This window comes from Sediminibacterium sp. GW821-FHT12F12, assembly GCF_058806635.1.
The window spans coordinates 191,006-206,013 of record NZ_JBXAPW010000003.1 but is presented as its reverse complement, the minus strand read 5'-3'; the positions used below and the strand labels follow the sequence as shown (position 1 = coordinate 206,013).

The 15,008-nt window shown below is 46.5% G+C and carries 12 protein-coding genes and 1 tRNA gene; 10 read left to right on the top strand and 3 right to left on the bottom strand.

Annotated elements, in window-relative coordinates:
- Positions 1-4: 4 nt before the first annotated feature.
- Positions 5-76: transfer RNA gene (locus tag AC1RNB_RS06060), tRNA-Arg, on the bottom strand.
- 423 nt (positions 77-499) lie between these two features.
- Here AC1RNB_RS06060 and AC1RNB_RS06055 point away from each other — a divergent pair.
- From AC1RNB_RS06055 to AC1RNB_RS06045, 3 genes are all read left to right on the top strand, one after another.
- Complete coding sequence (locus AC1RNB_RS06055) at positions 500-967, top strand: VOC family protein (protein ID WP_493081595.1); 468 nt, start codon at positions 500-502, stop codon at positions 965-967.
- Between the two features lie 122 nt (positions 968-1,089).
- Entirely contained in the window at positions 1,090-1,740 is a 651-nt protein-coding gene (locus AC1RNB_RS06050) for a tetratricopeptide repeat protein (protein WP_493081593.1), read from the top strand.
- 302 nt (positions 1,741-2,042) lie between these two features.
- Positions 2,043-2,249 carry a YgaP family membrane protein gene (locus AC1RNB_RS06045; RefSeq protein WP_493081592.1) on the top strand — a complete coding sequence of 69 codons (207 nt, stop codon included), beginning with the start codon at positions 2,043-2,045 and terminating at the stop codon, positions 2,247-2,249.
- A gap of 217 nt (positions 2,250-2,466) precedes the next feature.
- On the opposite strand, the gene AC1RNB_RS06040 is transcribed toward AC1RNB_RS06045, so the two are convergent.
- Together AC1RNB_RS06040 and purN are read right to left on the bottom strand one after the other, a co-directional pair.
- A complete protein-coding gene (locus tag AC1RNB_RS06040; protein ID WP_493081591.1) occupies positions 2,467-3,747 on the bottom strand; it encodes a serine hydrolase domain-containing protein in 1,281 nt (426 codons plus the stop codon).
- Between the two features lie 148 nt (positions 3,748-3,895).
- Positions 3,896-4,828, bottom strand: a complete 933-nt coding sequence (purN, locus tag AC1RNB_RS06035; protein ID WP_493081589.1) for a phosphoribosylglycinamide formyltransferase — start codon at positions 4,826-4,828, stop codon at positions 3,896-3,898.
- A gap of 238 nt (positions 4,829-5,066) precedes the next feature.
- Between purN and AC1RNB_RS06030 the strand changes: the two genes are divergently transcribed.
- The 7 genes from AC1RNB_RS06030 to AC1RNB_RS06000 all read left to right on the top strand — a co-directional run bounded on the left by AC1RNB_RS06030 (position 5,067) and on the right by AC1RNB_RS06000 (position 14,985).
- Positions 5,067-6,320, top strand: coding sequence for a c-type cytochrome (locus AC1RNB_RS06030; RefSeq protein ID WP_493081588.1), 1,254 nt, complete (start codon positions 5,067-5,069; stop codon positions 6,318-6,320).
- A 171-nt stretch (positions 6,321-6,491) separates the two neighbouring features.
- Entirely contained in the window at positions 6,492-9,632 is a 3,141-nt protein-coding gene (locus AC1RNB_RS06025) for a TAT-variant-translocated molybdopterin oxidoreductase (RefSeq protein ID WP_493081586.1), read from the top strand.
- A gap of 181 nt (positions 9,633-9,813) precedes the next feature.
- On the top strand, positions 9,814-11,253 hold the full coding sequence (nrfD, locus tag AC1RNB_RS06020; RefSeq protein WP_493081585.1) for an NrfD/PsrC family molybdoenzyme membrane anchor subunit: 1,440 nt from the start codon (positions 9,814-9,816) through the stop codon (positions 11,251-11,253).
- A 90-nt stretch (positions 11,254-11,343) separates the two neighbouring features.
- Positions 11,344-11,934, top strand: coding sequence for a DUF3341 domain-containing protein (locus tag AC1RNB_RS06015; protein ID WP_493081583.1), 591 nt, complete (start codon positions 11,344-11,346; stop codon positions 11,932-11,934).
- Positions 11,935-11,956: 22 nt separating this feature from the next.
- Entirely contained in the window at positions 11,957-12,589 is a 633-nt protein-coding gene (locus tag AC1RNB_RS06010; protein WP_493081581.1) for a c-type cytochrome, read from the top strand.
- 58 nt (positions 12,590-12,647) lie between these two features.
- Positions 12,648-13,877, top strand: a complete 1,230-nt coding sequence (locus AC1RNB_RS06005; protein WP_493081579.1) for a quinol:cytochrome C oxidoreductase — start codon at positions 12,648-12,650, stop codon at positions 13,875-13,877.
- A 46-nt stretch (positions 13,878-13,923) separates the two neighbouring features.
- A complete protein-coding gene (locus AC1RNB_RS06000; protein ID WP_493081577.1) occupies positions 13,924-14,985 on the top strand; it encodes a cytochrome c oxidase subunit II in 1,062 nt (353 codons plus the stop codon).
- Positions 14,986-15,008 lie beyond the last annotated feature (23 nt).

The window sequence follows — 15,008 nt, the reverse complement described above, 5'->3', positions numbered from 1 at the left end:
GATGTAGTCCCGACAAGAATCGAACTTGTATCTAAAGTTTAGGAAACTTCTATTCTATCCATTGAACTACGGGACCGATTAATTAGTAATTAACAATTAGCAATTAAAAATTACAGAAAGACTTGTTATTACTATTTACTCATTATTATATGTAAAGAACTTGTATCAAAAGTTTAGTCCCGCCATGGCGGGATATTCTATCCATTGAACTACGGGACCAGGGTAATTGACAATTAAAAATTAGCAATTAACAATTAGGACAGTAAGGTTCCTATTACCAATTACAAATTTTTAATTTTTAATTTTTAATTTTTAATTTTTAATTTTTAATTTTTAATTTTTAATTTTCACTCCCTCTCGGGCTGCAAAAATAATAGATTCTCCTATTCCCCGTTCAACAGATTTAAGCTGACTCATTGGTGCAAAAGCACTTTTACGGGAAATAATTTAGCCCGGATCAGCCATTTCTTCTGTATTTTCAAGGCATTAAAACAGCTTTATGAAGATATCCCGTTTGCTGCTGGTGCTGGCAGCTGTGTTCTGTAGCAGTCAGTTTCTCCGGGCCCAGACGGCCGGTTCCAAACCCAAAGCCGTATTGAATCATGTGGCCATTTATGTGGTGGATCTGGAAAAAACCCGTAGTTTCTACAGCGGCGTGTTTCAGCTGGATACAATACCCGAACCCTTTCACGATAACCGCCATATCTGGTATTCCATTGCCCCCGGCGTGGCCCTGCATGTAATACAGGGAGCCGATGTGCCCAAAGAATATTTTCTCAATAACCATATCTGTTTCAGTGTGCCCAAAACAGAGGTATTTGTGGGTATCCTGCAGTCGCGCAAGATCCCTTACTATAACTCCAAAGGCGTTATGGGCGAGATCACCAACCGCATAGACGGCGTAAAACAGATCTGGGTGAAAGATCCCGATGGCTACTGGATTGAAGTGAATGATGCTAAAAACTGAGGGGGTGAATGGGTAATGGTGAATAGTCAATGGTGAATAGGGGGAGGCCCCTATTGACAATTGCCCATTCACAATTGACTACTCACCTTTTCCCCTATCTTTGCCCCTCTCAAAAAAGGGTTATGAAGTTTTACAATCTATTGATCAAATACCGTTTCTGGCTGGGTTTATTGGCTATTGCATTGGCGGTTACAGTTAATGTGATGAGCAGTTTCTGGCCATCTTTTATACTGTACTTTATTGGTGTGATCGCCATTGCCAGTCATTTCTTCATCGGACCCATGCGCCTGATACAGGAACCCATGGAAGCCGGTAATATTGAAGAAGTAGAAAGAATCCTGAAAACCATCTGGTATCCGGGATTGCTGTACAAACCTGTCCGTTCTACCTATTATACCATTCTCGGTAACCTGGCCATGATGAAACAGGATTTCACCTCTGCCGAGGCGCACCTGAAAAAAAGCTCCGAACTGGGTTCGCCTATGCCAGAGGCTGAAGGTTCCAACAAACTGCAGCTGGGCATGATGGCCATGCAGCGGGGCGACCTGAAACAGAGCGAGAATTATATCCGTGCCGCTATCCGTGCCGGCATTCCCGATAAAGAAAGTGAAGCGGTGGCTTATCTGAGTATGTGCCAGATCTTCATGAACAAACGCGAGTTCCGCGCCGCCAAAGATTTTTTCCGCAAGGCCAAAGCCTGTAAACCCAAGACCAAACAGGTGCTGGACCAGGTGAAAGAGATCGAAAAATACATTTCCCGTATGCCCGGATAGGAATCGGGACGCTCAAAGCGGCCTGAACCCTGCATAAAGCAGCCTGAACCCTACAATCTTCTTAGTATATTCACACTTACCCTATTTACGAAAGATCCATTGCCACCCCGCAATGGATCTTTCTTTTACACCCATCGCAGAGAAACTGAGGAAAATCATATAATATATTTCCAAAGATGAGTAGTTTCATGGAGTGAAACAAAACTGGCAGAAATTACTGGTGGTATGCCTCCTGTGCCTGCTGTTGGTTTGGCTGCTGGTTATCATAATAAGAGCCCTCTAAACATTTAAATAAAACAAGTATGAAAAAAAACATGGGTAACACCGATCGTATTATCCGCGTAATAGCGGCTATCATTTTTTCGGTACTGTATTTTACCGGTACTGTAACCGGTACGGTTGGACTGGTATTAGTGATCCTGGGAGCTGTTTTCCTCGCCACTTCTTTTATCAGTTTCTGCCCCTTGTATACACTGGTCGGCATCAATACCTGCGAGAAAAAAGCTTGATTAAGTACAGGTAAGCAGAAGGGGGCGGCCCCCCGCGCCCCGCTTACTTGTCTTTTTATTGTATGTATTATGGTGATAGTCGCAAATCAAAACTCCCTACTCACCACTGACGACTCACGATCCCAACTCCCCGATTATCTGGTTTGATGAGATTGTTACGCACTGTATAACTAACCAAAACTCCCTACTCACCACTGACGACTCACGATTCCCGCCCTCACTGCAATGCCTGATACACCGCTACCTTAAACTTTTCTGCTATCTCCCCGTGTGTGAAGGGATATTGTTGTAACACAAACTGCGCTACTATTTTTTCTTTGGGATCTATCCAGTACGATGAGGCAAACATACCTCCCCAGCTGAATGTACCGGGCGATAACACTGTTTTGGCGGCAACACGTTCTGTTACAATATCAAAACCCAGCCCAAAACCAGACTGCCTTACATCGCCTGTCTGGTTCTGCGTCATCATGTCAATACTATGCCGGCTCAGTAAACGTTTGCCATTATACTCGCCCTTATTAAGTAACATTTGCATAAACACGGCATAATCGTAAGCCGTAGAAACCAGTCCGCCGCCACCGGAATAAAAACTGCCATCACTGAGTATGGGGTAGTCGCGGTAAAAACTGCCGTTCACTGTGATCATCTCGGGCGTGTTAATCACTTTTTTCCGGTTGTCTTCGGAATGTAACATGGCCAAACGACTGTGTTTTTCTGCAGGCAGATAGAAATAGGTATCCTTCATCCCCAATGGATCAAAAATGCGCTGGCGGAAAAAAGCGTCCAGGCTCAGGCCACTAACCACTTCTATCAGGTAACCCAATACATCGGTGTTCAATCCATAGGTCCATTTTTCGCCAGGTTGGTGTACCAGTGGCAGGCTGGCCAGTTTCAGGATATTATCACCCAGCTTGCCGCCTTTTAATCCAATACCGCCTACTACACCAGCTTTGGCATAAATAGCATTCATGGTTTCGCTGCCGATCTGCGCATAACCGATACCCGAAGTATGTGTTAACAGCTCGCGTATACTGATCTCCTTTTTGGCAGGAACTGTAGTATAGGTTGTATCGGCCTTATTGAATTTATCGAGTACCACCGGTTTGTGGAAGGCAGGAATGTATTTGGAGATGGGCTCATCCAGGAGAATCTTTCCCTCTTCATACAACATCATTACTCCCACACTGGTAATGGCTTTGGTTTGCGAAGCAATACGCCAGATCGCATCTTTCTGCAGCGTTTTGTTCTTCTCCCTGTCGTCGTATCCCAATGCTTTATGGTATACAATATTGCCATCTTTGGCTACCAGGGCAATGGCGCCCGCTATCCAGTTACTGTCTATATACTGCTGAATCAGGGCATCCACCCGTTTCAGGCGCTCAGCCGAAAAATGATTATTCTCCGGCAACCCGTTTTTCAGCACAGGCTGTTGTGCCCATGCATTGCTGGCTACTACACATAATAAAGTAAGGAATACGGCAAGCTGTTTTTTCATGTGGTTTGATTGAACTGGTAAGTTCATGAACAAATCAGAAAAAACAAAAAGAATCGTGGGGCGTGAGGCGTGAGTCGTGAGTCGTGAATCGTCAGTCGTGAATCGTCAGTGGGCAATGGTCAATGGTACATCCTGTGGGTTAAACTCCCTACTCACCACTCACGACTGACGATTCACGACTCACCACCCTCTCCACTACTTCCGGAAAATGCCTGTGCTCCAGCACATGGATCTTTTCGGCCAGTTTTTCGGGGGTGTCGCCGGGTTCGATGGGGCAGGTAGCCTGGAATATAGGGGTGCCTTCGTCGAAATGCTCGTTTACATAATGGATGGTAATGCCGCTTTCTTTCTCGCCAGCGGCGATGACGGCTGCATGTACATGCATGCCGTACATACCCTTGCCACCATATTTGGGAAGAAGGGCAGGATGGATATTGATGATTTTATTGGGATAGGCAGCTACCAATGCATCCGGCACTTTCCAGAGAAAACCGGCCAGCACCACAAAACCGATCTCCCGGCTTCTCAACTCAGGCAGGTAGGCATCTCCCCTGAAAAAACGCTCTTTTTCTATCAGCAGGGTAGGGATCTGGTTGGCGGCGGCTATACCAAGCACTCCTGCCCCCGGTTTATTACAAACAATCAATGACACTTTAATAGAACTATGATTTTTCAGGTGGGCAATGATCTTTTCGGCATTGGAACCTGCGCCGGAGGCGAAAATGGCGATTTTCGTGAGTCGTGAGTCGTGAGTCGTGAGTTGGGAAGCAGGGCTTTTCACTCCAGACTCCAGACTCCAGACTCCTAACTTATTCAGCAGTTTCTTCTCGTATTTCCAGAAAAAAGCCCACTGCCCCAGCAGAAAACCGTAGGTGAGCAGGATGGCCTGGTAACCGAATACCAGCATGCCCACGCGCAACAGTACTTTCCATATCCAGAATGTGCTTTCATCCATGCCCAGCCAGCTGGTGATATAGCGGGTAAGGGCCGCGGTGGTGGTACCTGTAAGGCCAAAAACAATGAAAAGGATCCAGAATTGACGGGTACTTACCCCCCATTTGTCCTGCAGGCGTTTAAACATGGGCCAAAATTGGGATAAAAATCTGACTAATCTTTTGCTCTTTGTCAAATAACTTCGCTCAATCAATATCGTTCCAATTCCATGACAGGTTTTGAAACAATATGATGAGAATCGGCTGAAACTCAAGCCAGACAAGGATAAAAAAATTTTCAGGCCTTGGAGTTTTTGTCAGCTTCCTGTCATATTTTTGCAGCCGTTCACGGATATTTTTCCACACCAAGAACCACAGTTTGTGAATATGATATCTTTTAGACGTTTCGCCAAAACCTTCGTCACCGGAACTATCCTTTTCCTGAGTTTTTCTCTGGGTACTACAGCAAATGCGCAAGATGGGAAGTCTCTTTTCCAGACCAATTGTGCGTCTTGTCACGCGGTACATAAAAAATCTACAGGTCCGGCCCTGACTGGCGTGGAAGACCGTTGGCCCGATAAAGCCAAGCTCCATGCCTGGATCAAAAACAGTGCAGCTGTGTTAAAGTCGGGCGACAAGTACGCCAACGACCTGTACCTCGAATACAGTAAAACAGCCATGCCAGCTTTCTCCAGTCTGGCAGATGCTGATATAGATGCGATTCTAGCCTATATCAAGTCTGTACCTGCCCCCGGCGCTGCCACCCCAGGTGCTGCTGCTGCCGGTGCGCCTGCACAGGATGGAGACAATACCTTATTATTTGGTATTCTTACCCTGATTCTTGCCGTGGTGGCCCTGATCCTGTTACAGGTGAACGCTAACCTGAAGAAATTAGCCGACGAGCGCGAAGGATTTGCCCCTGTTGAGCCGGTTCCTTTCTGGAGAAACAAGAGTTATATCGCTTTCCTGACCGTTATTCTCTTTATAGTAGGTGGTTACCTCACTTCAAAAGGTGCCATGGCGCTGGGCAGAAGCAAGGACTACCAGCCGGTACAGCCTATCTATTATTCGCACAAAGTGCATGCAGGTGTTAACCAGATCAACTGCCAGTATTGCCATACGGGTGTTTACCAGGGCAAACAGGCTACCATCCCTTCTGTGAATGTTTGTATGAACTGTCACATGAACATCAACGAGTACAAAGGCGAAAAACTGTACGATGAAGAAGGTAAAGAAGTGAACGGTACCGCAGAGATCCAGAAATTATACAAATACGCAGGATTTGAAGAAGGCAAACCATGGGATGCTGCCAAAGCTAAACCCGTTGAGTGGGCCCGTATTCACAACCTGCCCGACCACGTATATTTTAACCACTCTCAGCACGTGAAAGCAGGACAGGTTGCCTGTCAGACCTGCCACGGTGAGATCCAGAAAATGGATGAAGTAAAACAGTTCTCCGACCTGAGCATGGGTTGGTGTGTAAACTGTCACCGCGAAACCAAAGTGCAGTTCAAAGACAATGGTTTTTACAGCATTTACGAAAAATACCACCAGGACCTGAAATCAGGCAAGATGGATAGCACCAAAGGTGTTACCGTTGAGAAAATCGGTGGTACTGAATGTCAGAAATGTCACTATTAAGAATTTGAAAATGGGGCAATTTGAAAATTTGAAAATGATTTTCAGACCCGGGTTTCAAATGATTGTTTTCGAAACGCAGTATATAATTGTAGTATAAAAGAAAGAGAGAATTTTTGAGAGGCTGATACAGCATTTTCAAATTTTCAAATTCTCAAATTTTCAAATCAGTATATGGAGCAAAAAAAGCACTGGCAAAGTTTTGGAGAGCTGAATCAGTCTGACGCGTACAGCAAGGATGTGAAAGATGAATTCAGAGAAGAACTACCTTTTGTTGCCGATGAAAGCAAAAGCACCAGCTTTTTAGAAGCAAAAGCGCCCCGCAGGGACTTTTTAAAGTATCTCGGTTTCAGCACAGCCGCCGCAGCCGCAGCCGCCAGTTGCGAAATGCCGGTGAAAAAAGCGATCCCCTTTGCCAATAAACCGGAAGATATTGTACCGGGTGTTTCCAAATACTACGCTACCACCTATGTACAGGATGGCGATGTAGTGAGTGTACTGGCCAAAGTGCGCGATGGACGTCCGATCAAAATAGAAGGTAACGATCTGAGCCCTATCACCAAAGGCGGTACTTCTGCCCGCGTACAGGCTTCGGTACTCGACCTGTACGATACTGCCCGTCTGCGTTTCCCTACCATCGATGGAAAAGAAGTAACCTTCGAAGCCATTGATAAAGCCGTTGCCGGTATCCTGGCCGGTCCGGTGGTTGTGTTAACCAGCTCCATCACTTCACCTTCTACCCAACAGGCCATCAATCAACTGGTTGCCAAATTCCCGGGTAGCCGCCACGTAACGTATGATGCGGTTTCATACAGCGGCATGTTACTGGCCAACGAAGCTACCTATGGCAAAAAAGCCATTCCTTCTTACCATTTCGAAAATGCAAAAGCGATCGTGAGCATCGGTGCCGATTTTCTCGGTACCTGGCTGAGCCCGGTTGAGTTTGCGAGACAATACGCTACCGGAAAGAAATTAGACGAGAAGAACCCCGAGATGAGCAAACACATTCATTTTGAAAGTGTAGCCAGCCTCACTGGTTCCAACGCGGATGAAAAATATTTGCACCGTCCATCTGAAACAGGTGCTGTAGCAGCTGCTTTGTTAAGCGCTGTGAACGGTCAGGCAATTACTATTTCCGATGCCAAACTGAAAGCCGGTATCGAAAAAGCTGCCAAAACCCTGAACGCCAATAAAGGCGCTGCATTGGTGGTTTGCGGAAGCAATGATGTAAATGTTCAGATCATCGTAAACGCTATCAACGAAGCCATTGGTGCCGGTGGTAAAACCATCGACTGGTCTGTTACAGTCAATACCCGCCAGGGTGTGGATGCAGACTTTGCCAAACTGGTAGAAGATATGAATGCCGGTTCTGTAGGTGCTTTACTGGTACATGGTGCCAACCCGGCCTATACCTGGTATGATGCCGAGAAATTTAAAGCCGGTCTGAAAAAAGTAAGAACCACCATCTCTTTCAGCAGCAAGCTGGATGAGACCGCAGAACTCTGCAAATATGTAGTACCCGATCATAACTACCTGGAAAGCTGGGGTGATGCCGAACCGATTACCGGTCATTATTCCTTTATCCAGCCTACTATCTATCCTTTGTTCAAAACCCGCCAGTGGCAGGATAGTCTCCTGAAATGGAGCGGTGCTACCACCGATTACCTCGCTTTCCTGAAGGTTTTCTGGAGCGCGAAAGTGGGTGGCGAAACCGGTTGGGACAAAGCCTTGCAGGATGGAGTAATCAATCCCGCTGCCGGTGTATTAAGCGGAGCAGCTTTTAACGGAGCATACGTTGCCGCGGCAGTTGCTGCGGTAGGTACTGCCAAAAAAGGCGGAGAGATTGAACTGGTACTGTACGAGAAAGTAGCGATCGGTGCCGGTCAGGGTGCTGCTAACCCATGGTTACAGGAATTACCCGATCCCGTTACCCGTGCCACCTGGGATAACTATGTAATTGTATCGCCAGCCCTCGCAAGAACCCTGTTGAATATTGATCTGAACAATGGCGGTCAGGCAGATGCGTACGAAGTAAATCCTCCGAAGAAAGTTGTAAAAGTAACGGTGAACGGCAAGAGCGTAGAGCTGCCTGCCCTCATCATACCAGGAACCCATCCCAACACCATCGGTATTGCCGTGGGTTATGGAAGAAGTGAAAAACTGGGTAAATCTGTGGTAGGTACCGGCAAAAACGCCTATCCTTTTGCTTCTTTGAACGGTGCTACCGTCAGTTTTGTGAACAGCAATGTAACCATTACCGCTACCGGCGATAAATATCCTGTTGCCTTAACACAAACCCATAGCCGTTACGATACCGCACAGGGTAACCGTACGGAAGTAATGAAAGAATTAACACTGGCCGAATATAAATCACATCCTACTGAGATCAGAGAAGAGCGCGAAGCTGAACTGAAACCATGGGGTGGACTGGAGAAATTTGAAAGCCAGGGTACCATTTATCCTGTGTACGACCGTCCGGGTATCAAATGGGGCATGAGCGTAGACCTGAATACCTGTAATGGTTGTGGCGCCTGCGTAGTGGCCTGTAATGCAGAGAACAACGTTTCTGTAGTAGGTAAACCGGAAGTATTACGCGGACACGAAATGCACTGGCTGCGTATTGACCGCTATTTCAGCGGCGATATGGATAACCCGAATGTGGTATTCCAGCCCATGATGTGCCAGCACTGCGATAACGCTCCTTGTGAGAACGTTTGTCCGGTAGCCGCTACCAACCACAGCAGCGAAGGTCTGAACCAGATGACTTATAACCGTTGTATCGGTACCAGGTATTGTGCCAACAACTGTCCGTATAAAGTACGTCGTTTTAACTGGGCCGATTACAACGGTTCCGACAGCTTCCCAGACAATCAGGAAGGTATTGTGAGCGATGTGGTACTCGATATGAACGATGATCTTACCCGCATGGTACTGAACCCGGATGTTACGGTTCGTTCACGTGGTGTGATCGAGAAATGTTCTTTCTGCGTACAGCGTTTACAGGAAAGCAAACTGAACGCCAAGAAAGAAAGCAGACCGATGGTTGACAGCGATCTGAAAGTGGCTTGCCAGCAGGCTTGTCCTACCAACGCCATCAACTTTGGTAATGCCAACGATGCCAACAGTTCTATTACCAAAACAAGAAAAGAGAATCCGAACCGTCAGTTCTATGTGCTGGAGCAACTGCACGTACTGCCTAATGTAACCTATATGGCAAAAGTGCGTAACCTGGAAGAAGAACACCATGCAGCCGGCGCGAAGGAAGAACATCAGGCAGAAGGCGCAGAGAAAAAAGAAGCGGCGACCACTCATTAAGGTGAATGGTGAATGGGCAAAGGTGAATCTATTATTGACTATTCACTATTGACCATTGACAAAAGAGGAGTAGCGAACAGCAGTACAAGTGAGTGACACAACGAAGTTGCACAAAGAACAAAAGTTGATTCAATAAAATACTATCCCGCTGCAAGCGGGAGGGACCAATAAACAAGACCAGATGCATTTAAAGTACGAATCACAGCTCAGGGAACCATTGGTGAATGGCGACAAAAACTATCACCAGGTTACAGAAGACATCGTTCGCCCTATTGAAGCGAAGCCTTCCAGACTTTGGTATGTCGGCTTTTACATAGCTGTCGCATTGTTGCTGTTTGGTGTATATTCCATTTACCGGGATGTTACCTACGGTATCGGCCAGTGGAACCTGAATAAAACAGTAGGTTGGGGTTGGGACATAACCAACTTCGTATGGTGGGTAGGTATCGGTCACGCCGGTACACTGATCTCAGCGATCCTGTTGCTGTTCCGCCAGGGCTGGAGAACGGGTGTAAACCGTGCGGCGGAAGCGATGACCATTTTTGCGGTAATGTGTGCGGGCCAGTTCCCCATCTGGCACATGGGCCGTGTGTGGATGGCGTTCTTTGTATTACCTTATCCCAATACCCGTGGTCCTTTGTGGGTGAACTTTAACTCACCGTTATTATGGGACGTATTTGCGATCTCTACTTATTTCACCGTATCGCTGTTGTTCTGGTACAGTGGTCTGATCCCCGATCTGGCTACCGTGCGCGACCGCGCTTTCACCAAACTGCGTAAGCGTTTGTATGGTATTGCTTCTTTCGGCTGGACAGGTTCTACCAAACACTGGCAGCGCCACGAGAGCTTATCGCTGGTACTGGCGGGTTTAAGTACCCCACTGGTATTGTCTGTACACACGATCGTATCCTTCGACTTCGCCACCTCCGTGATTCCGGGTTGGCATACTACCATCTTCCCTCCTTATTTCGTTGCCGGTGCCATCTTCTCCGGTTTTGCCATGGTGCAGACCCTGATGGTGATCATACGCAAAGTGTTTGAAATGGAAGACTATATCACCCTCGGTCACATTGAGGCGATGAATAAAGTGATTGTACTGACCGGTTCTATCGTAGGTATTGCCTACCTCACAGAGCTGTTCATGGGTTGGTACAGCCAGAACAAATATGAGGGTTACACTTTCTGGTACAGCCGTGCATACCTGTTCAGTCCATATGGCTGGAGCTACTGGGGTATGATGGCATGTAACGTATTGAGCCCGCAGATCTTCTGGTTCCGTAAAATGAGAAGGAACCTGTTTGTGACCTTCTTCATGAGTATCATCGTAAACATCGGTATGTGGTTCGAGCGTTTTGTGATCATCGTTACTTCGCTGTACCGCGATTACCTGCCTTCCAGCTGGTCTGTTTACTACAGCCCTACTATCTGGGAGATCGGATTCTATGCCGGTACATTCGGATTGTTCTTTACCTGCTTCTTCCTGTTTGCCAAATACATGCCTGTAATTGCGGTAGCAGAGATCAAATATGTACTGAAAACAACCGGAGAAAACTATAAAGGTAAAATGGACAAGATCGAAGAGCAGAAGCTCGAAGAGTTTGTTCACGACCATGCACATTAATACAACACCCCTGCCCTGCAAAGGGATGGATGAATATAAAGTAGTTAAAAAAAGCTGGTAGCTCACAGCTCACAGCTAAAAGCTAAAAAAATGGCAAAAAAGAAATTCGTAGTAGGCTGCTTTGATGACGAAGCTGTTTTATTTCCTGCGGTGAAGAAAGTCCGTACTTCAGGATATAAGATCCATGATGTGTACACGCCGTTTGCGGTGCACGGACTGGACCATGCGCTGGGTCTGAGAGAGACCAGTCTGCACACAGCCGGGTTTATCTATGGTATTACCGGTACAGCAACTGCACTGGGTTCTATCAGCTGGATCCTGGCGAAAGACTGGCCGCTGAACTTTGGTGGTAAACCGCATTTTGCGTTGCCGGCCTGGATCCCTATTACCTTCGAGCTGACTGTACTGTTTGCAGCAGTGGGTATGGTGTTAACTTTCTGCTACCTGTGCCAGTTGGCACCGTTTGTGAAAAAACATCATTTCCATGCACGTGCCACAGATGATCTGTTTGTGATGGTGATCGAGTGTACAGAAAAAACCAATGCCGAAGACCTGAAAGCCTTCCTGGCCAGCAATGGTGCGGTGGAAACAGATATCCAGGTAGCGGAAGACGGATGGTGGTTAGGCCGTTACGACAAAGACGAACATCCTTTCCAGAACAAACAAACTGTTGTTGCTTAATATTACTTTTTAGAATAGATATATGATGAAGAAATTATCAATCATAACTGTTTTGTCTGCCGCCGTGGTAATCGTGAGCTGCAGTGATGTAAAACGTACTCCTGGCAAGGTATATATGCCGGATATGGCTTACAGCCGCGCTTATGAAACCTATGCAGATCACAGCAACCTGGCTGAGAAGGGCATCAACTACACTGCGATGCCGGTTGCCGGAACCATTTCTCGCGAAGAGGAAATGCCTTTCCACCTTACCAAAGATGCACCGGGCGATTCTACCAATTATGTAGCATCCAAACTGGTAAAGAACCCGATCGATTCCATGTCTGCAAAAGAGACAGAAGAAGCAGAAAGGTTATACCAGATCAACTGCGGTATCTGCCATGGTAATAAGCTGAACGGTAACGGTCCGCTGTACAAAGATGGTAATGGTCCTTATGCAGCCAAACCTGCCACACTGGTAGGCGATGCCAAGTATGAAGCGATGCCTGAGGGACAGATGTTCTACTCTGTAGCGTATGGCAAGAACATGATGGGATCTTACGCATCACAGCTGAGCCGCAAGCAGCGCTGGATGGTGATCAAGTATATCAAGAACAAACAAACAGAAGCAAAAGCTACCCCGGCAGCAGCACCTGCAGCGGCAGTTACCAAATAAATTAACCTTTCGCCGGTTGGCGCAAGAAAAGTACAAACTGATATAAAAGAGTATAACGATGGCATCTATCAGAGAGCAATTTGAGATTCCCGGAAAGATGAAAACCTGGTCAATGGCATTGATCGGTGTTGGTCTGGTTGCATTGGTAATCGGCGCAGTCACCAAAGGTTTCAGCTCCGACGAACATGAACAGGCCCATTTCTGGGGAACCCTCATGTACAATACGATCTTCTGGACATTGATCTGTAATGCCAGCATGTTTTTTATCTGTGTTACCACATTGGCCATGGGTGGCTGGCAGCAGTCGTTCAAACGTATCCCTGAAGCCATTTCTACCATGGTACCTATTTTCGGTTCCATCACATTCCTGGTGCTGATTTATGTTGTAGTAAGCGATAAACACCATATTTACCACTGGCTCGATACAGAAGCGGTAGCGAAAGATCCGATCCTGTCTGGTAAAGCCGGTTTCCTGAATGCGAAATTCTTCATCATCTGGACTACCCTGGCCATTGGCCTGTGGAGTTTACTGGGCTGGAGAATGCGCCAGATCAGCCGCGAAGCAGATGAGGCTCCGATGGACCAGGAGAAAGGCGCTTCTTATATCTGGAGAAGTACCGTTCGTGCGGCTCTCTTCACCGTTTGGTTCGCTTTAACCGTGGGTTCTACCATTCCCTGGTTATGGATGATGAGTATTGATGCACACTGGTATTCTACCATGTACAGCTGGTACACATTTGCAAGCTCTTTTGTATCCGGTATGTCGCTGATCGCTCTTTGGGTAATTTACCTGAAGAACAAAGGTTACCTCGAATTAACCAACCAGGAGCACTTACAGGATATCGGTAAGTTCATGTTTGCTTTCTCTATCTTCTGGACCTATCTCTGGTTCTCTCAGTATATGCTGATCTGGTACGCCAATATTCCGGAAGAAACTGTTTATTTCAAACACAGGGTGCAGGGGCCGTACAAAGGCATTTTCTTCCTGAACCTGATCATCAACTTTATCTGTCCTTTGTTGATCCTGATGAAACGCTCAGCCAAGAGAAATTACACATTGGTAACTTTTATGGCAGTATTGATCATCTTTGGTCACTGGATCGATTTTTACCAGATGGTGATGGGTAGCCTGTCTAAAGAACATGTAACCCTGGGCTGGCTGGATTTCGGTATCCTGAGTCTGTTTGTAGGTATGATGATCCTGTTCGTAGGACGTGCCCTGGCCAGCAAACCGCTGATCTCCAGGCACCACCCGTTCCTGAAAGAAAGTATCATTCACCAGGTATAATTGTATTGTAGCATTTTTTGTTAGATAAGATAATATTGATAGCGTTATGACAATGTTTTTAACCATAGCAGTAATTGTGCTGATCTTTTTAGTGATCTTCCAGATCGCCAAAGCCAGCGAATATGTATCTGTTCTGAAAGGCGAAGATGTTAGCCGTAAACAGAATAACAAGATCAACGGCTTCCTCATGGTTGTGTTCCTGGTACTCGGTATGATCGGTGTGTGGTACTGCAATAAAATGCTGTTCGGTAAAACACTGCTGGCCGTAGATTCTGCCAGTGTAGAAGGCGCCCGTGTGGATTCTATGTTATGGATCACGATCGGTGTAACCGGTATCGTATTCATTGCTACCCAGGTTATCCTGTTCTGGTTCGCTTATAAATACCAGGAAAGTGACACACGTAAAGTGTATTTCTTTCCACACGATAATAAACTGGAAGTATTGTGGACCATCGTTCCGGCTATTGTGTTAACGATACTGGTGGTGATCGGTTTACGTAACTGGTTCCTCTTTACTGGTGAGCCTCCCAAAGAAGCCATGGTAGTGGAAGTAACCGGCAAACAGTTTAACTGGATCTTCCGTTATCCTGGTAAGGATGGTGCTTTCGGGAAAAAATATTACAAAAACATCGATGATGCATCCGGTAATGCACTGGGTGTTCTCTGGGATGATAAACTGAGTCATGACGATGTGGTTACCGATAAAATGCTCATCGTAAAAGGCCGTCCTGTAAAGCTGATCATCGGTGCAAGGGATGTGATCCATGATGTAGGTCTGTCTCATTTCCGTATGAAAATGGATGCGGTACCGGGTATCCCCACCACCATGTGGTTTACCCCCAAGTATACAACCAAAGAAATGAAAGAACTGACCAAGAATCCTGATTTTGTGTACGAGATCAGTTGCGACCAGATGTGTGGTAACGGTCACTATTCCATGAAGGGCATTATTGAAGTGGTAGAGCAGGAAGAATATGATATGTGGCTGGCTAAGCAGAAGCCACAATACCTGGTGGCCAATCCTGATAAGGATCCGGAAACAGCCAAACCAGCCGCTACTCCGGCCGATACCGCCAAAGTTGCAACCAAAGTGGTTGCTAAATTGTAAATAATAAATATCCGGTTCCGCTA